The 16,721-nt window shown below is 66.0% G+C and carries 15 protein-coding genes; 10 read left to right on the plus strand and 5 right to left on the minus strand.

Features of this window, described 5'->3' with window-relative positions; genetic code table 11:
* Positions 1-63: 63 nt before the first annotated feature.
* The 3 genes from otnK to mdeB all read right to left on the minus strand — a co-directional run bounded on the left by otnK (position 64) and on the right by mdeB (position 5,060).
* Entirely contained in the window at positions 64-1,329 is a 1,266-nt protein-coding gene (gene otnK / locus QTH90_RS11890) for a 3-oxo-tetronate kinase (protein WP_286664753.1), read from the minus strand.
* Positions 1,326-2,228: an L-threonate dehydrogenase gene (gene ltnD, locus QTH90_RS11895; protein WP_286664754.1), complete on the minus strand. Its 903-nt coding sequence runs from the start codon at positions 2,226-2,228 to the stop codon at positions 1,326-1,328. The genes otnK and ltnD overlap by 4 nt, the downstream gene beginning before the upstream one ends.
* Before the next feature lie 174 nt (positions 2,229-2,402).
* Positions 2,403-5,060 (minus strand): alpha-ketoglutarate dehydrogenase, encoded by a 2,658-nt coding sequence (mdeB, locus tag QTH90_RS11900; RefSeq protein WP_286664755.1) that lies wholly within the window; start codon positions 5,058-5,060, stop codon positions 2,403-2,405.
* Between the two features lie 106 nt (positions 5,061-5,166).
* Here mdeB and QTH90_RS11905 point away from each other — a divergent pair, with 106 nt between their 5' ends.
* The 3 genes from QTH90_RS11905 (at position 5,167) to QTH90_RS11915 (ending at position 8,787) form a co-directional block, all read left to right on the plus strand.
* A complete protein-coding gene (locus QTH90_RS11905) occupies positions 5,167-5,631 on the plus strand; it encodes an Lrp/AsnC family transcriptional regulator (protein ID WP_286664756.1) in 465 nt (154 codons plus the stop codon).
* Positions 5,632-6,392: 761 nt separating this feature from the next.
* Positions 6,393-6,857: a hypothetical protein gene (locus QTH90_RS11910; RefSeq protein WP_286664757.1), complete on the plus strand. Its 465-nt coding sequence runs from the start codon at positions 6,393-6,395 to the stop codon at positions 6,855-6,857.
* Positions 6,858-7,104: 247 nt separating this feature from the next.
* Entirely contained in the window at positions 7,105-8,787 is a 1,683-nt protein-coding gene (locus QTH90_RS11915; RefSeq protein WP_286664758.1) for an arylsulfatase, read from the plus strand.
* A 45-nt stretch (positions 8,788-8,832) separates the two neighbouring features.
* Here the strand turns inward: QTH90_RS11915 and QTH90_RS11920 are convergent, their stop codons facing one another.
* Positions 8,833-9,651: a M15 family metallopeptidase gene (locus QTH90_RS11920; RefSeq protein ID WP_286664759.1), complete on the minus strand. Its 819-nt coding sequence runs from the start codon at positions 9,649-9,651 to the stop codon at positions 8,833-8,835.
* A 146-nt stretch (positions 9,652-9,797) separates the two neighbouring features.
* Here QTH90_RS11920 and QTH90_RS11925 point away from each other — a divergent pair, with 146 nt between their 5' ends.
* The 4 genes from QTH90_RS11925 to QTH90_RS11940 all read left to right on the plus strand — a co-directional run bounded on the left by QTH90_RS11925 (position 9,798) and on the right by QTH90_RS11940 (position 13,456).
* Positions 9,798-10,898, plus strand: coding sequence for a hypothetical protein (locus tag QTH90_RS11925; RefSeq protein ID WP_286664760.1), 1,101 nt, complete (start codon positions 9,798-9,800; stop codon positions 10,896-10,898).
* Positions 10,899-10,940: 42 nt separating this feature from the next.
* Positions 10,941-11,906 (plus strand): glycoside hydrolase family 108 protein, encoded by a 966-nt coding sequence (locus tag QTH90_RS11930; RefSeq protein ID WP_286664761.1) that lies wholly within the window; start codon positions 10,941-10,943, stop codon positions 11,904-11,906.
* 129 nt (positions 11,907-12,035) lie between these two features.
* Positions 12,036-12,998 (plus strand): hypothetical protein, encoded by a 963-nt coding sequence (locus QTH90_RS11935; RefSeq protein ID WP_286664762.1) that lies wholly within the window; start codon positions 12,036-12,038, stop codon positions 12,996-12,998.
* Between the two features lie 41 nt (positions 12,999-13,039).
* On the plus strand, positions 13,040-13,456 hold the full coding sequence (locus QTH90_RS11940) for an MAPEG family protein (protein WP_286664763.1): 417 nt from the start codon (positions 13,040-13,042) through the stop codon (positions 13,454-13,456).
* On the opposite strand, the gene QTH90_RS11945 is transcribed toward QTH90_RS11940, so the two are convergent.
* A complete protein-coding gene (locus QTH90_RS11945; RefSeq protein WP_286664764.1) occupies positions 13,413-14,426 on the minus strand; it encodes an AraC family transcriptional regulator in 1,014 nt (337 codons plus the stop codon). The two genes, QTH90_RS11940 and QTH90_RS11945, sit on opposite strands and share 44 nt — an antisense overlap.
* Before the next feature lie 205 nt (positions 14,427-14,631).
* On the opposite strand from QTH90_RS11945, the gene QTH90_RS11950 reads away from it, so the two are divergent.
* From QTH90_RS11950 to QTH90_RS11960, 3 genes are all read left to right on the plus strand, one after another.
* Positions 14,632-15,168, plus strand: a complete 537-nt coding sequence (locus QTH90_RS11950; protein ID WP_286664765.1) for a hypothetical protein — start codon at positions 14,632-14,634, stop codon at positions 15,166-15,168.
* A 181-nt stretch (positions 15,169-15,349) separates the two neighbouring features.
* Positions 15,350-15,958: a hypothetical protein gene (locus QTH90_RS11955; protein ID WP_286664766.1), complete on the plus strand. Its 609-nt coding sequence runs from the start codon at positions 15,350-15,352 to the stop codon at positions 15,956-15,958.
* Positions 15,959-16,017: 59 nt separating this feature from the next.
* The gene (locus QTH90_RS11960) at positions 16,018-16,719 is read left to right on the plus strand and encodes a hypothetical protein (RefSeq protein ID WP_286664767.1); all 702 of its coding nucleotides are present in this window, start codon (positions 16,018-16,020) and stop codon (positions 16,717-16,719) included.
* Positions 16,720-16,721: the final 2 nt, after the last annotated feature.

A 16,721-nucleotide genomic window follows, 5' to 3' on the forward strand; every position in this document is an offset into this window, starting at 1 on the left:
AGGGCACTGAGCGCCCCCTCGGGGGGCAGCGATACACGAAATGACGAGCGTGGGGGCAGTGCATCAAAGAAATGTAAAGGCTTTGGTGAAGAAATCGTCGCTGCCGAAATTGCCCGACTTGAGCGTGATGTGAAGGCCCCCGCCGCCGGCCGCATTGCTGTGCGCGTGACACCACGGCACGCCGGGATCGATCTGCGCGCCGATCTGCAGCTGCGCGATGCCGAGCGCTTGCACGACCGCACCCGAGGTTTCGCCGCCCGCCACGACCAGTTGCCGCACGCCGCGATCGACCAGCCCGCGTGCGATGGCGGCAATGGCTTCCTCCACCATTGCGCCGGCCTCCGCGACACCGAGGCGCCCCTGCACCGACTTGACGGCCTCGGGGTCCGCCGTCGAATAGACCAGCACCGGCCCCTGCTCGACCCGTGGCGCCGCCCAGGCCAGCGCCTGCGCGACCACGTCGATGCCGGAAGCGATCTGCATGGGATCGATCGCCAGGGCCGGGCGCCCCGACGCAATGAAATCCGCGACCTGCCGGTTCGTCGCGAGCGAGCAACTGCCCGAAACCACCGCCTGCAAGCCGCCCGCCGCGGGCAGCACGCTGGCAGCCGACGAAGGCGCGATGCCGAAGTTCGCCGGCAGGCCGATCGCCACGCCCGAGCCTGCGGTGACCAGTGGCATATCGGCCAGTGCCGGTCCGAGACGCATCAGGTCATCGTTGGAGACCGCATCGACGATGGCGACACCGACGTTCTCCCGGCGCAGTTGGGCGATCCGCTCCCCGATCGCGGCGGCGCCCTTCGCCACCGCGGCGTAGTCGATCAAGCCGACCTTGCGCCGGGTCTGCGCCTGCATCACGCGCACGAGGTTCGGATCGGTCATCGGCGTGAGCGGGTGGTTCTGCATGCCGCTCTCGTTGAGCAGCACGTCGCCCGCGAACAGGTAGCCCTTGAACACCGTGCGCTTGTTGTCCGGGAAGGCGGGCGTGGCGATGGTGAAGTCGCAACCCAGCGCGTCCATCAGCGCCTCGGTGACCGGCCCGATGTTGCCCTCGGCGGTGCTGTCGAAGGTGGAGCAGTACTTGAAATAGACCTGCCGCGCGCCCTGCGCCTTCAGCCAGCGCAACGCATCGAGCGACTGCGCGACCGCCTCGGCCGGCGCGATGGTGCGCGACTTGAGCGCCACCACCACCGCATCGACCTCCGCTGCCAACGGCGACACCGGCACGCCGATGGTCTGCACCACGCGCATGCCCGCGCGCACCAGGTTGTTCGCGAGATCGGTCGCGCCCGTGAAGTCATCGGCAATGCAGCCGAGCAGGAGCGTCATGGCTTGCCCGCCTTGCCGGAAGCCGGCAGCTCGATGCCCGGGAAGATCTTGATCACGGCGCTGTCGTCCTCCTTGGCGAAGCCCGCGGTCGACGCCTGCATGAACATCTGGTGCGCGGTGGACGCGAGCGGCAGCGGAAACTTGCTGGCCCGCGCGGTGTCGAGCACCAGCCCCAGGTCCTTCACGAAGATGTCCACCGCCGACAGCGGCGTGTAGTCGCCCGCCAGCACGTGGGCCATGCGGTTCTCGAACATCCAGCTGTTGCCGGCGCTGTGCGTGATGACTTCGTAGAGCGCATCGGGCGCGACGCCTTCGCGCAGTCCCAGCGCCATCGCTTCGGCCGCCGCGGCGATGTGCACGCCGGCAAGCAGCTGGTTGATGATCTTCACCTTGCTGCCCGCGCCGGCGCGGTCGCCCAGGCGGTAGACCTTGCCGGCCATGGCGTCGAGCACGGGGTCGGCTTTCGCGTAGGCCTCGGGCCGGGCGGCGCTCATCATGGTCATCTGCCCGCTCGCGGCCTTGGCGGCGCCGCCGGAGATCGGCGCGTCGATGTAATGGATGCCCAAGGCATTCAGGCGCTCTTCGAGCGCGATCGACCAGTTTGGGTCGACGGTCGAACACATCACGAACACGCTACCGGGTTTCATCGCCGCGGTCGCACCGCCTTCGCCGAAGAGCACGTCCTCGGTCTGCTGCGCGTTGACCACCACGGAGATGACCACGTTGCACGCGGCCGCGACCTGCGCCGGCGTGGCCCAGGCGACGCCGCCCTGTTCGGCGAAGCGCAGCGCCGCGCCGGGCCGCACGTCGCACACATGCACTTCATAGCCCTTGCTGCGCAACGTGCCCGCAATGCCTGCGCCCATGGCGCCCAGGCCGATGAGTCCTGCTTTGTTCATGGATGTTCCCGAGGGGTTCGAAGGAAGGCCGGCACGCAAGAAGCGGGCTGGCATCCGCGCCGGCAGCCTGGCTGGCCGCGCGGGGTCAGGGGGCCATCATAGAAATCCGCGCGCCTGCGTCACAACGGGACTAACCCCTCTTGGCGACGCGGCGCCACCGCGGGCCCAGGCGCTTCAGCGTGGCGCCAGCGCGTGCCGCGCGGCCCGCACGATGCTCTGCGCGTCGACGCCGAAGAACTGCCGCAGCGCGGCACGGGTGTCGCTGCGGCCGAAGCCGTCGGTGCCCAGCGTGAGATAGCGGCGGCCTTCGGGCAGGAAGGCACGGACGCTCTCGGGCACGGCGCGCACGTAATCGGTCGCGGCGACCACCGGGCCGCTGCCGCCACCCAATTGCTGCGCGATGAACGGTGTGCCCGGGTTCGCCTCGCCCGCCAGCGCACGCTCTTCACAGGCCCGGCCATCGCGGGCCAGTTCGCTCCAGCTGGTGACGCTGATCACCTCGGCCGCAATGCCCTCTTCGGCCAGCATCTGCGCAGCCTTGATGACTTCGGTGAGGATCGCGCCCGAGCCGAGCAGCGTGATCTTCGCGCCAGCGGACTTCGGCTGTGCGCCCTTCCAGCCGTCGAAGCGATAGCAGCCGCGCAGCACGTCGGCTTCCGCACCTTCCGGCAGGTCCGGCTGCGCGTAGTTCTCGTTCATGAGCGTGACGTAATAGAACACGTCCTTCTGCTCGACCAGCATCTCGCGGATGCCGGCATCGACGATGACCGCCATTTCGCCCGCGAATGCCGGGTCATACGCCCGGCAGTTCGGAATGGTGGCCGCGATGAGATGGCTCGACCCGTCCTGGTGCTGCAGCCCTTCGCCACCCAGCGTGGTGCGGCCGGAGGTCGCGCCCAGCAGGAAGCCGCGCGGCCGCTGGTCGGCGGCGGCCCAGATCTGGTCGCCCACCCGCTGGAAGCCGAACATCGAGTAGTAGATATAGAAGGGCAGCATCGCCAGCCCGTGCACGCTGTAGCTGGTGGCGGCGGCCGTCCAGCTCGCGATGGCGCCGGCCTCGCTGATGCCTTCCTCCAGGATCTGGCCGTCGGTCGCCTCGCGGTACGAGAGCACCGAGCCGATGTCCTCCGGCGCATAGCGCTGGCCCACGCTCGAATAGATGCCGACCTGCTTGAAGAGGTTGGCCATGCCGAAGGTGCGCGCCTCGTCGGCGACGATGGGCACCACGCGCGGCCCGAGCGCCGGATCCTTCATGAGATTGCCCAGCACGCGCACGAAGGCCATGGTGGTGCTCATCTCCTTGCCTGCGGCGGCCACCGCGAATTGCGCATAGGCCGCGATGTCGGGCTTGGCAACCACCTCGCACGCGGTCTCGCGGCGCGGCATGCTGCCGCCGAGCGCGGCGCGACGGCCCAGCAGGTAGTGCATCTCGGCGCTGTCGTCAGCGGGCTTGTAGAAGGCGGCCTTCGTCGCCTGCTCGTCCGTGAGAGGCAGATTGAAGCGGTTGCGGAACTCGATGAGGTCAGTGTCGTCCAGCTTCTTCTGCGAATGCGTGGTCATCTTGCCCTGGCCCGCGCTGCCCATGCCGTAGCCCTTCTTGGTGTGGGCGAGGATCACCGTGGGCTGCCCCTGATGAGCCGCAGCGGCCGCGTAGGCGGCGTGGATCTTCACGAGGTCATGGCCGCCGCGTTTCAGGCGGTCGATCTGCTCGTCGGTCATGCCCTGGGCGAGCCGCACCAGTTCCTCGTCCTGGCCGAAGAAGGTGTCGCGGTTGTAGCGGCCGTCCTTGGCCGCGAAAGTCTGCATCTGCCCGTCGACCGTGTTCGCGAAGGCGCGCACCAGGGCGCCGTTCACGTCGCGTGCGAAGAGACCGTCCCAGTCGCTGCCCCACACGAGCTTGATCACGTTCCATCCGGCACCGGCAAAGAGCTTTTCCAGCTCGTCGATGATGCGGCCGTTGCCGCGCACCGGCCCGTCCAGGCGCTGCAGGTTGCAGTTGACGACCCACACCAGGTTGTCGAGCTTCTCGCGCGCGGCGAGCGTGAGCGCGCTCATCGATTCGGGCTCGTCCATTTCGCCGTCGCCGAAAACGCCCCACACCTTGCGCCCATCGCAGTTCAACAGGTTGCGGTGAGTCAGGTAGCGCATGAAGCGCGCGTGGTAGATCGAGCTGATCGGCCCGATGCCCATCGAGCCGGTCGGGAACTGCCAGAAGTCCGGCATCAGGTACGGATGCGGATAGCTGCTCAGGCCGCGTGCGCCTTTGCCCTCGGTGAAGGCGGGCGCGGTGAGTTCCTGGCGGTAATGCGTCAGGTCGTCCTCGCTGAGCCGGCCTTCGAGGAAGGCGCGCGCATAGACGCCGGGCGCGCTGTGCGGCTGGAAGAACACGAGGTCGCCGCGATGCGCGTCGGTGCGTGCGTGGAAGAAATGATTGAACCCCGTCTCGAACAGATCCGCCGCGCTGGCATAGCTCGCGATGTGGCCGCCGAGTTCGCCATAGGCCTGGTTGGCGCGCACGACCATCGCGAGCGCGTTCCAGCGCATCAGCGACGCGAGCCGCTCCTCGATCGCCAGATCGCCGGGGAACGCCGGCTGGGCATCGGCGGCAATGGTGTTGACATACGGCGTCGACAGCTCGGGCTGCCAGCCGATGCGCTGCGCCCGTGCCATGCGCGCGAGTTCGTCCAGCATCCAGCGCGCCCGCTCCGGGCCGTGTGTCTCGGCCAATGCGACGAAGGCATCGCGCCATTCGGCGGTTTCGACGGGGTCGGAATCGTGGAGGGACATGTCGAGCAATGCGCGCAGGTGATCGGGGGACATCGGGGCGTTCATGAACCGCACTTTAGGCCGCGACTTGCGGAATGGGATGCCGTTTCGACCCATTCCAACGATCGACAGCCACATAGAATGCCGCGATTTGGCTCTTGCACGGCATTTCATGCAACTTGACACGATCGATCTGCGCATCCTGGACGAACTCCAGCGCGACGGCGCGCTGTCGAACGTCGAGCTGGCGCGCCGGGTGCATCTGTCTCCCTCGCCGTGCCTGGCGCGCGTGAAGGCGCTGGAGACCGCCGGCGTCATCCAGCGCTACGTCGCGCTGGCGAGTGCGAGCGCGCTGGGACTCGGCCTCAACGTGTTCATCTCGATCAGCCTCAAGACGCAGAGCAAGCAGTCGCTGGCCGACTTCGAACAGCGCATTGCGGAACACGATGAAGTGATGGAGTGCTACCTGATGACGGGCGACAGCGACTACCTGATCCGGGTCGCCGTGGCCGACATCGGGGCGCTGGAGAAGTTCATCCTCGAACAGCTCACGCCCATCGCCGGGATCGAGAAGATCCGCTCCAGCTTTGCGCTGAAGCAGGTGCGCTACAAGACGGCGCTGCCGCTGCCGCGCTAGGCGCGCGCCGCTCGTGATGTATCAGCGCCTCGGACAGCCAAGCTCAATGGCTGCTTCGGAGGCAGAGCGAATCCGTTTGGCAATTTTCACGTAGACAGGCATCTGCCGGCAGCCTAGACTGTCCGCAACCAGTCACACATTGAACGCATTCATCGTGTCCAAGCATCTGTCGATTTCGAGCTTTCGCACCTTCGTTGCCTTTGAGCAGCGTGGTCGAATTCTGTTGGGCAGTTAGCCCGCTCACTTCGCCAGACGCCCTCTCAAAGGCAACGAGTTCAGCTCGTTGCCTTTTTGCTTTTTTGGACCTGAATCATGTTCAATCTCAAATCCTTGACGTGGTGGCCTGTCGCTTTCCTCTGCTGCGCTTGCGTGGTCGGCTGCGACCTCACGCCAAGCGTCCTCTTCGTAGCGGATGGAAGCCCGGTTCGTCTATTGCAACTGACCGATGCTCAAGGCGATTGCCCTGCGCCGGGTCGAGTCTGTTTCCTGTCGACTTGGGACGGGCACACAGCGCGTGGTTGCTGGATGCGCGAGGAGTCCAACGTCCGCGTCGTCCTTTCAGATGCAGAGCAAACCGTGCCGGTGGGGAGCTTCCGCCCAACTGCATACGCCGAGTATCGACATGCGTCCTTGGACTAGCTTGCGACTCCACAAGCGGATGGGCGCCGCGCAAGGCAATTTGTGGCTACATGGATGAGGCAATTCCAATCTCCCAATCCATCGCATTGGGCTTCGATGAGTACTGCGAACGGAGGTCAGTCATGACACTCGCTGACGTAAAGGATGTGGCGACAATTCTCGGCGTCGTCGTGGGAGCAGGCTCCCTGTTGTTTGCCGCGCTCAATCTTCTCATCACCGCGAGGACGAATCGAGCGAAGTTCTGGCTCGAACTCCGCTCCGCGTTTGCCAGGCACGATGAGGTGCACCGCGCCTTGCGCCCTGGGGGAAAGTGGGCTGGCGGCGCGGTTCCAAGCACTCCAGAAGAGTACTTTCAGATAGAGGCGTACATGGGCCTGTTCGAGCACTGCGAAATCATGATTTCGCAACGGCTGATCGACGAGAAGACGTTCAGAGAAATCTATCGGTATCGTCTGGTGAACCTGCTCGCCAACCGATGGGTACGAGAAGTGAAGGTATGCGGATTTCCTTCCGGATGGAAGCGGTTCATCGAGTTGCTTGAGCGCTTTCAGGTTGAGTACGCGTGTCCGAAGCCAGGCGACGCCTAACGCCCGTCGAGCGGCCCCTCCCGGAACGGCCCCGCCCCATCAGCATCCCGGCGTCCACGTAGACCACGTACGTGAGGCATGTGGCTACCCATGCCGCGCCGAAGCAGACCTCGCCGTGGCCTCGCAGCCTTCAGCAATCCCGGGCGTTTGTCGACGCCGTCGGCACGTACGTGGAGGTAGGTGGCCGCCGGGATGGCAAGCGCGCGCGCTCAAGCCCAACATCCGTCCTTCAGCAGGAGGACCGACCATGAAACTCACGGAAACCTCACTTCTGGCGAGCATGGCGCTTGTCGGCCTGTTCACGTTCACGGCACCGTCGGCGTACGCGCAGACGCCGGCCAGGAAGCCCAACGTCGTCATGCTGATGACCGACGACACCGGATGGGCCGACTTTGGGGCCTATCTCGGTGGCGCCGCCCTCGGACACCCGACGCCCAACATCGATCGCGTGGCCAAGGAGGGCGCGATATTCACCAACTGGTACGGCCAGGCGAGCTGCACGGCGGGACGGGCTTCGTTCATTACCGGCCGCATCCCGATCCGCTCGGCCATGTCGGTCGTCGTCGTTCCCGGCGACCCGAACGGCCTCAGGAAGGAGACGCCGACCATTGCCGAGTTCTACAGGAAGAACGGCTACTCCACGTACTTCTCCGGGAAGTGGCATCTCGGCGACAAACCCGAGTTCTACCCGATCGAACACGGATTCGACGAGATGAAGCAGTTCGCTGCTTACTACCCGGGCGTCTACGGCTACAGCGACCTGTCTCCCAACGCCCACCCATGGTTCCCGAAAGGGAACGAGGAATTCTGGAAGATGTATCAGGGCGTCGTGAATCTCTACGAATGGGAAGGCGTGGCGGGCAAGCCGGCGGTGAAAGGCGACAACGGTGCGGTGATCACGTTGGCAAACCTGGCCGACTTCGACATGCGGCAGACGGATTCCGCGATCGAGTACATCAAGAAGAACGCGAAGTCTGCGAAGCCGTTCTTCATGGATGTCAACTTCATGAAGATGCACCAGCCCACAAGCCCGAACAAGATGTTCGCGGGCAAGTCCCACCTCGGCAACTACTCGGATTCGATGATGGAGCTCGACTACAACATCGGCCGGATCATGGACACCATTCGCGCCGAAGCGCCCGACACCATCGTCATCATCACAGCCGACAACGGCGCGTGGCAGGACGCGTGGCCGGACGCCGGCACGCATCCGTATCGCGGCGAAAAGGGCTCGGCATTCGAGGCGGGCTGGCGCGTCCCCGGCATCATGTGGGCGCCGGGCAGGATTCCGGCCGGGCAGGTCCTGCACGAGATGATGTCGCACATGGACGTGTGGCCGACGACCGCCGCGATGGCCGGGCTCACGCCGCCGGCCAAGGGCGAAATCAAGGACAACAACGGCAAGCCGATCTACTTCGACGGCATCGACAACACGGCCTATGTCACCGGCAAGTCCAGGCACTCGGCGCGTGACGGGTGGATATACATCGACGGCGAGAACTTCGCAGGTGCTCGCGCGGACATCGCGCTCATCCCGGAAGCGCCCGACGTCAAGATGGCCTGGAAGATGCTCTACACCTCGAAGGACACGTGGATGGGCCCGAGCTTGAACATGGGTGCGGTCCCTTCGCTCTACAACCTGACGATGGACCCCTACGAGAAATACGACATGATGTTCAACGGTGCGGTCCCGACTCGCAATCCAAGCTCGTCGCCCGGGCGTTACGCCGGAATGGACAATGGCTGGGCCCTTGCACTGGTGGACATCCCGCTGGTGGAGTTCAACAAGTCGATCGTCAAGTATCCGAACATCGAGCGCTTCCCCGGCGGTGCATCGACTGACATGATCCCCAACCTGCAGAACCCCAAGAACCCGCTGCCCTACGATCCGATCAAGCTGCCGAAGACCGTCGGCTCGAGCGGCGGCTGAGCGCGGCGGCGCGGGCATGAGTCAAGCTGGGCATGACCCGCCGCCTCATTCACTCACCGCCGGAATCTTGTACGTGTGGTTCTGAACCGCCTGCTGAGCGCGCGGGGGATCGTATTCCCAGTGCCACGGCTCGCCGCTGACAGTGCGCACGAACCCGAACCCCGGCGCATTCCTCTTCAGCCAGTCATACACCTCGTTGCCATCCGCGCCCGCGACGGCGATGTCGAACGCGATCCCATTCTGGTGGTTCGAGTTGCCAGGCTTCGCGGCTTTGTTGAAGCCCGGAAGGTGCTTCTCGAACCCATCCGACAGGATCTTCTGCTCGGGATAGGACCGGAACCCGCTGTTGATGGCGACGGTCACGCCCGACAACTTCGCCGCGTCCACCATCTTGAGATAGGCCTCGACGGTATCGACGGCGATGCGTTCGATTTCCGTCCTGGCATCGACGACCTCGACGAGGCCGATCTGGCCAACGTAGGCACCATGCGACCACGCGGCGTTGGGCCCGAACTTTCCACTCCCCGATGGCGGCTCGATCAGTTCGAGCGTCTCGTTGACGAACTTGCCTTGCAGATTGTTCGTCGAGGTCCAGCCATGCGGCGTGCCATCCTCTTTCAGCGCACGCGCAAACAGTGACACCTTGTTGGCGCCAGCCTGCAAACGCTCGACAGCGTCGACGCGGATGACGGTTGACTGCGCGATGGTCTTGATCGTGCCGCCGGATGTCTCGAAAGCCATGAGATTGCCCGCCTGCCGCACGCGCGCGTCGGGATCCGCGACCGTGAAGCTCTTGTCCAGATAGCTACGTTCGAACATTGGACCTCCAGTGATCGCTGCTGCGATCTTGTTGCAGACGTGCACTTTGAACCTGCCAGCGTTCCTGTCGTCCCCCAACAGAAGGAGGCGGGTTGCAGTGGCGTGCCGGTCCTCCGCGTTGAGGATGCGATGAACACTGGCAGTCGCAACACTCCAGGCTTGTGCTTGTGAACGAGCGCAACGGAGGACCCATGAAATTCATGCGCGTTGCCTGGGCGGCCCTGCTCATCCTCGGTGCGGCGGGTTGCGCCGTCACTCCTCAAACCAAGCAGTCTCTGTCGAACTACACGCTGGCCATGACGCAGGTCGAGCAGAGCGCCGACATGTTCCTGACGGATTTCTCCAACGGCCTCAAGGTGCAGGCGGAACTCAGCCGCCTGGGCGGCGCTGCGCCGCCGCCCAAGCCGGACTTCCCTCAGACGCTGCAACTGCCCGACGACGGGTCGACACCGCCAAGCCCGGCCGAGGAGCGTATCCAGCAAACGCGCCAGGCCCTGGCCGTGGTGCACGCGTACAACCAGGCCCTCGTGGCGCTGGCCGAGGGTCGGCCAGAGGGCGAGATCCGCGAAGGTCTGCTCGGGCTGGGCGCCGAGTTGCAGACCCTGGCCAGCGTGGCGGGCGTGGCCTTCCCGCCGTTTGCACCCTTTGTCGGCATCGGCGCCGAGATCATTCAGCTGGCGCAGGATGCAGCCAATCGCAAGCAGTTCGAACAGGCGGTGTTGAAGGGCCGCGATCCGGTGCACGAAATCCTGAAGACGCTGGCGCAGCAGGCGCCGGCCATGTACAGGCTCAGCGTTGTCGGCACCCAGCAGGCCCAGGATCGCATCCGCGATGAAACCCGGCGCACGGCTTCCGCGATGAAGGGTCTGGTGGCGCGTTCCGGCCCGCCGACCGACCCCGCCGTGATATCGAGCGTTGCCGCCGACCAGGCGGTGCTGAGCGCAATCGGCCGCAAGACGAACACGCTGGCCGCCATGCCGGTTCCCTATCCCTACCTCGCCGGCAAGCCGCCCTATGACGCGGCAACCGACCGCCAGACTCAGATATTCATCCGGTCCATCGCGGTGTCGGCGCAAAAGAACGACGAACTGATTGCCAAGCAGAACGCCTATCACGCGATGCTGGTGAAGTATGTGGAGCTGCTCAAGCGCACTGGCGAAGCCCTGGACGAGTTGGCTCGAAGCCTGTCGGCGCCAGTCGATCTGCACGCCGAGATCTCTCAACTTCTGCGAACCGCCTTCGCGCTGCGGGATGCCATGAACGAGTACCGCCATCCCGCCGCCACGTCCTAGGCCCCTCAACGCCCGCAGCCTGCCCATGAAGGAGAAGCAAGCATGTCGAACTATGCCGATGCCCGCGCCAAGCTGGACAATGCCCTGAACTTCGTTGAACCGGATGGGCCGGAGTGGATCAAGACCAAGGCTGCGATCGCGGCTCTGGATGAGGCCGAGGTGGCAGAGATCGCGCGCGATTTCATCAACGCTTCACGTCGGCTGGATGACGCCGTCGCCAAGCTCAAGGCCATCCTCGCTGGCCTGACCCCCAACCCGGCATCGCAGTTCCTTGGCGAGGTGCGCGGCGCGCTGCAACTGATCACGCCGGTGGCCCAGAACGTGGAAGCATTGCTGTCCGGCGAGCCTGCCTCCGCCTTGCCCGGCACGCCGGTGAGCAACACGCCCAGCTTCCCGACGGCGGCGGAACCCAGCGTGCCGCCGGTGCGCGAGTTTTCCCGCGACATCGCCGAGCAGCCCGCGGCCCACACCAGCGGCGTCGACGCGGTGGACGCAATGATCGAAGACATCCTGCGGCGCGAAGGCGGATTCGTCGACCATCCCAACGACCGTGGGGGTCCGACCAACTTCGGCATCACCCTGCGCTCGCTTGCCAGTTGGCGTGGCAGCGAAGTCAGCCGCGACGATGTGCGCCGCATGGCGCAGACCGAAGCACGTGACATCTACAAGGGCCGCTACTTCATCCAGCCGAAGATCAACGACCTCCCCGCGGCGATCCAGCCCCTGATGTTCGACATGTGCGTCCACCACGGCCCCGGCACTGCCATCAAGCTGCTGCAGGAAGTACTGCAGGCTTCGAGCCCGCCGTGCGCGGTGGATGGCGGCATCGGCGACAAGACCATCCAGAGTGCGGCCAATGCCTTGGCCGCGCTAGGCGCCAAGGCCTTGGTGAACCTGCTGGTCGACCGGCGAGTCGAACTGTTCAAGTCCATCGCAGGCAAGGACGCCAGTCAGAAGGTGTTCCTCAAGGGCTGGCTACGGCGCGCCGAGGAGTTCCGCCAGGCATGACGGTCAGGGGCGCAACGCGCGCCCGGGCGCCCGGATTGCCGGGCAAGATTTGCGGACGCGCGGCCCGACCTGATCGGTCCCGCGCTTCGATCATGACGACTCCTTCAACGAACATTGAAAGAGGCCATCATGCAAAGCGCACACTCCGCGAATCCTTACTCGAAGGTCATCGCGAATTCCAGACGCGTCCGCTGGGACATCGACGACGACGTCATCCGTCACCGGCGATTCGATCTCGACAGGATGTTCCTGCCGGCCGGCCTGTCGCTGGTGAACGAGCTGGATTTCCTCACGCACGATGACCGTCGCCTGCTGAGCCAGGTGCAGGGTCGCAGCTACGCGTACATCTTCGGGCTCGTGGAACGCTTCATCGGCGCCAAGGTACTCGACATCAGCCGGCAGCACGCTCTCGGCGACCAGATGGCCCTGGAGGCCCTGGTCCGCATGGCCGACGAGGAACTGAAGCACCAGGAGCTGTTCCGGCGCATGGAGATGATGATGGCTGCCGACATGCCGGCGGGATACATGGCGACGGCCGAACCCAACGCGGTCGCGACCGCCGTGCTGAGCAAGAGCAACTGGTCGGTGCTCGCGCTGACGCTGGACATCGAGCTCTTCACGCTGGCCCACTATCGCGCCAGCATCGAGCCGCGGGACGACCTGTGCGAGCTGTGGAAGGACGTCTTCCTGGCCCACTGGAAAGAGGAGTCGCAGCACGCGGTGCTGGACGAACTCGAGTTCCTTCGCGAAGACGCACGCCTCAGCCCCGCCGAACGCGACGCGGCCGTCGGCGACCTGATCGACCTCGTCGTGGCAGTCGACGGCATTCTCCAGGCGCAGGCGAGCGCGGACGCGGCCTACTTCGAGTCCATTGCAGGCATGCGCTACACCGATGCGCAACGCACCGCCATCGGCGAGGGAATCCTGAAGGCGTATCGCTGGCAGTACATCGTGTCGGGCGTGATCGAGCCGCGCTTCCGGAAAGTCCTCTTCGGCGTACTCGACGACACGCAGGCTGCCCGCATCACGGATGCGCTCCAGCCGCTGCTCTACGCGGTGCCGGCTCCATCGCCCACGGTGCCACTCCAGTAGCGCATCGCCATGCCCACCCGGGCCCACGACAGGAGAACGAGATGCTGCCCGAGTTGATGCTGCTGGGGTTCGCCGCCTGGACCCTGGCTCTCCTGCTCACCACGGTGGGCACCTACCGGCTGAGCCGGGTCTTCAGCGGCCGGGCCGGAATGAGCGAATTCCCGGCCGATCATGTCGAGGGCAAGGGCTGGTACCAGCGCGCGATGCGCGCGCACGTGAACTGCGTCGAGAACCTCCCGGTGTTCGCGGCAGTGGTCTATGCGTTGCGCGCCTTCGGCATCGTCGATCCCGCGGTGGACCCCTTGTGCGTCGTCATCCTGGCGGCGCGGATTCCCCAGTCGCTGGTCCACGTGTGCTTTGCCCAGACGGATCGCGTCGTGTCGGTGCGCTTCGCATTCTTCTTCATCCAGTTCCTCAGCTTCTGTGCGCTGATCGCGTTGATCGTTTTCCGCCGCTGAAGTCGGCCGGGCTCTTGAGGCCGTTTTCACGGCGCCAGGATGCCGGGGGCATGCCGAACTCGCGCTTGAAGGCGCGGCTGAAGGCGGTGTCGGTTTCATAGCCCACTTCCAGCGCGATGTGCATCATGCTCAAGGCGCTGCGCCGCAGCAGGTTCGACGCGAGCGCCATGCGCCACTTGCCGAGATACTGGATGGGCGGTTGCCCGACGTAGAAGGCGAACTTCTCGGCGAGAACCGAGCGCGATGTCCCGGCCTCGCGTGCAAGGCTTTCGAGGGTCCATGGACGCGCCGGGTCCTCGTGCATGAGGGCCAGGCACTTGCCGACCACGCGGTCGCGCAAGCCCGCGAGCCAGCCGGTCTGGCCCTCGGAGATCTGGGAGACGTAGCGACGCAATGTCTCGACCACCAGCACTTCGGACAACTTGGCCAGCACGCCTTCGCCACCGGGTTGCGTGGAAGCGGCCTCCGCCACCGCGTAGACGAAGGAGCGCTCCACCCAGTCGGTCTTTTCGTCGCTCCTGAGGCTGACCGTCAGCACCCTGGGCAGAGTCGCGAGGACCGGCCGGCACAGGATCGGATCGCAGGACAGATAGCCGCAGATGATGCGGGTCGGCTCGCCGCCGCCGCCCAGTTGCAGTTCGTCGGGCCGCTTGCGCAGCAGCGCCTGGACATCGAGCAGCGGCCCGGGTCCGTCCGTCCCGGACGAGGCCATCGTGTGGGCATCGCCATGCGGAAACAGGATGATGTCGCCGGCCTGCAGATGAAGCGCGGGCATGCCGTCGAGCTTCACGGTGCACGAACCGTCCACGAAGAAGTGATAGAAAAGCAGGCGTTCGGATCCCGCGTCGACCTGCCTCGCCACCGCATCCGCCTCCGGGGAAGCAAGGCACCATGGCGCGGTGAATCTGGCGTTGAAGAAGATCGCGCTGTTGAACTGCAGGACCTTCAGGACCTCGGACAAGGCATCCATATCGACTTCGCCTCTGCGGGAGTGTCGTCACCCGACGAGCCGTGCATCCGGCCCAGGGGGCAACGCATCATTTGGCGCCTGGCCGCTGCGCGAATCAAGCGAAGGAACGCGCTCCTCGACCCTCCGCTGCAGATTCATCTGGATTTGCCCGGATGGCCCCTCCACAATGCTGCGCACGGACGCATCAACGCTACAGGGTATCCACATGACCACTCGTCGCACCATCGTGACCTCCGCGACCTTGCTCGCCTCGGCGTCCACACTGAGGTCGGCCCTGGCGCAGAACGCCGACGAGCCCAAGGAAGCCGACTTCCTGTTCGTGCAGACAGCCAGAGGCATGACCTACGACAAGGGCACCGGACTGCTCACACTGAAGGCGGTGAGCCCGGTCACGGTGTTCTTCACCGATCGACCCGAGCGCATCGCCGGGAACATGAAGACGGCCGATTTCGTCCCGTTCTGGAACAAGGGCAAGGGCCGGGACAGCTTTCTCGCGGACCCGCCCAATGCCGACATCTCGATGGTCGAGGACAACCTGCTGCGCCAGGTGGTCGCCGTGCTGCAGTCGCCTGTTCTCAAGGGCGACTCGCTGTCCTACACGATCAGGGTCCTGAAGGGCAAAGTCCCGTCAAGGGCCGCCGAGGTCTCGGTCTTCATCGACGTCATCGGCATGCCGCTGACGCCCTTGTCGTATGCCGGCGTTGCGCGGCGCGCCTACCGCCGCGCGGTCATCTACCGCTAGGGCGCCGGCCCGCCGCACGAAGGCGAACGGCGGCGAAGCGGATTTCGCGTGGTGCGGCGGCTGAGAGGCCGAAGACGAAGCGCGCTTCGCCCTGAACGGCTCCGGCCCCCACTGAAAGCAGCACTTTCCGGCTGGCACGGCCTATGCGGAAGCAAGGCCAGTTCCGCCAGAAAGGCCGACCATGAACCGGATGCTGCTGGGCTACAGCCCTGACTTCGATCTCTTCGAGGACGCCCGCGCCGCAGGCCCCACGCCGGGCCATGCCAGCCGCAAGGCCGTGGTGTTCGACACCGAGTCCGCGGGTCTGGCCGCCGAGCTGCTCAACGCCGCGGACGGGCAGCATCTGTCCGCGACGCTCGGGCGCATGGTGCGCGCCCACGCGCCGCGCGATGGAGTGGCCCCGGCGGCGGCCGAGCTCGTCACGCTGCTGCGCAGCGCGGCCCGGCAGTCGCTGCCGCTGGTGTCCGGCGCGACACCCCGGCTGGCCGGCACGACCTACAAGCGCATGGGCCGCTTCTTCGGAATCGAGCTCGAAGGGCTCTCGCCCGAGGACCAGGAATTCGAGTTGGCGCGCCGCTTCGCGCAGTTGACGCGTGAAGCCGCTCACCAGCTCGCCATGGCGCCCGCCGGCCTGTCGCCCCCCGCCGCCGCGCGCTGGGCGGCCCGGCGCGCCGCGCGCCGCCTCGCACCGGGCTGGACGCAGGTCCTCGATGCGCCCGGCGCGGCGCCGTCCGCATCCGCAGGCCGATGGGTCCGCCACGGCGCGGGCGTGGCTGTGCTGAACCCCTGATCCGCAGGGATCACCGCCGAGGCGCTCGCGCCTCTTCCGCTTCATCCAAGGAGACCGCTATGCATGACATCGATCGCACCCAGCTGGAGTACAACCCCGAGTCCAGCTACGAAGCCGGCGCCTACGAGTTCGGCCAGCAGGAATGGTCGGGCGAGAGCTACGGAGAAAGCTACGGCGAAAGCTTCGAGAGCTACGGCGAGACCGTGCTCAACGAAGCGGAAGAGGCCGAGCTCGCGAGCGAGTTGCTCGAGGTCACGAACGAGGCCGAGCTCGACCGCTTCCTCGGCAACCTGCTCGGCCGTGCTGCGCGCGCGGTCGGCTCGGCGGTGCGTTCTCCCATCGGGCAGGCCGTGGGCGGCGTGCTCAAGGGCGTCGCCAAGAAGGCGCTGCCGCTGGCCGGCGGCGCGGTCGGCGCCTACCTCGGCGGTCCGCTGGGCGCCAAGATCGGCAGCGGCCTCGCATCGGCTGCCGGCAGTGCGCTGGGCCTGGAGGCCGAATCGCTCGAGCAGGAAGACCGCGAGTTCGAAGGCGCCAAGCAGTTCGTGCGGCTCGCCGCCGACACCGTGAAGCAGGCGGCCTCGGCGCCCTCGGGCGCGGACCCGCGCGCAGTCGCGCAGAGCGCCGCGGTCTCGGCCGCGCAGAAGCTGGCGCCCGGCCTGCTCAATGCCGCGCGCAGCGCCGCCAGCGGCTCGTACGGTGCCGGCGGCCGCAGCGGACGCTGGATGCGCCGCGGCAACAAGATCGTGCTGTACGGGGTGTGAGC

This window comes from Variovorax flavidus, from assembly GCF_030317145.1.
Lineage (GTDB): Bacteria > Pseudomonadota > Gammaproteobacteria > Burkholderiales > Burkholderiaceae_C > Variovorax > Variovorax flavidus.

Coding starts and splice junctions, on each gene's coding strand:
- otnK (WP_286664753.1), bottom strand. CDS start 1,329: ATGACGCTCCTGCTCGGCTGCATTGCCGATGACTTCACGGGCGCGACC.
- ltnD (WP_286664754.1), bottom strand. CDS start 2,228: ATGAACAAAGCAGGACTCATCGGCCTGGGCGCCATGGGCGCAGGCATT.
- mdeB (WP_286664755.1), bottom strand. CDS start 5,060: ATGAACGCCCCGATGTCCCCCGATCACCTGCGCGCATTGCTCGACATG.
- QTH90_RS11905 (WP_286664756.1), top strand. CDS start 5,167: ATGCAACTTGACACGATCGATCTGCGCATCCTGGACGAACTCCAGCGC.
- QTH90_RS11910 (WP_286664757.1), top strand. CDS start 6,393: ATGACACTCGCTGACGTAAAGGATGTGGCGACAATTCTCGGCGTCGTC.
- QTH90_RS11915 (WP_286664758.1), top strand. CDS start 7,105: ATGAAACTCACGGAAACCTCACTTCTGGCGAGCATGGCGCTTGTCGGC.
- QTH90_RS11925 (WP_286664760.1), top strand. CDS start 9,798: ATGAAATTCATGCGCGTTGCCTGGGCGGCCCTGCTCATCCTCGGTGCG.
- QTH90_RS11930 (WP_286664761.1), top strand. CDS start 10,941: ATGTCGAACTATGCCGATGCCCGCGCCAAGCTGGACAATGCCCTGAAC.
- QTH90_RS11935 (WP_286664762.1), top strand. CDS start 12,036: ATGCAAAGCGCACACTCCGCGAATCCTTACTCGAAGGTCATCGCGAAT.
- QTH90_RS11940 (WP_286664763.1), top strand. CDS start 13,040: ATGCTGCCCGAGTTGATGCTGCTGGGGTTCGCCGCCTGGACCCTGGCT.
- QTH90_RS11945 (WP_286664764.1), bottom strand. CDS start 14,426: ATGGATGCCTTGTCCGAGGTCCTGAAGGTCCTGCAGTTCAACAGCGCG.
- QTH90_RS11950 (WP_286664765.1), top strand. CDS start 14,632: ATGACCACTCGTCGCACCATCGTGACCTCCGCGACCTTGCTCGCCTCG.
- QTH90_RS11955 (WP_286664766.1), top strand. CDS start 15,350: ATGAACCGGATGCTGCTGGGCTACAGCCCTGACTTCGATCTCTTCGAG.
- QTH90_RS11960 (WP_286664767.1), top strand. CDS start 16,018: ATGCATGACATCGATCGCACCCAGCTGGAGTACAACCCCGAGTCCAGC.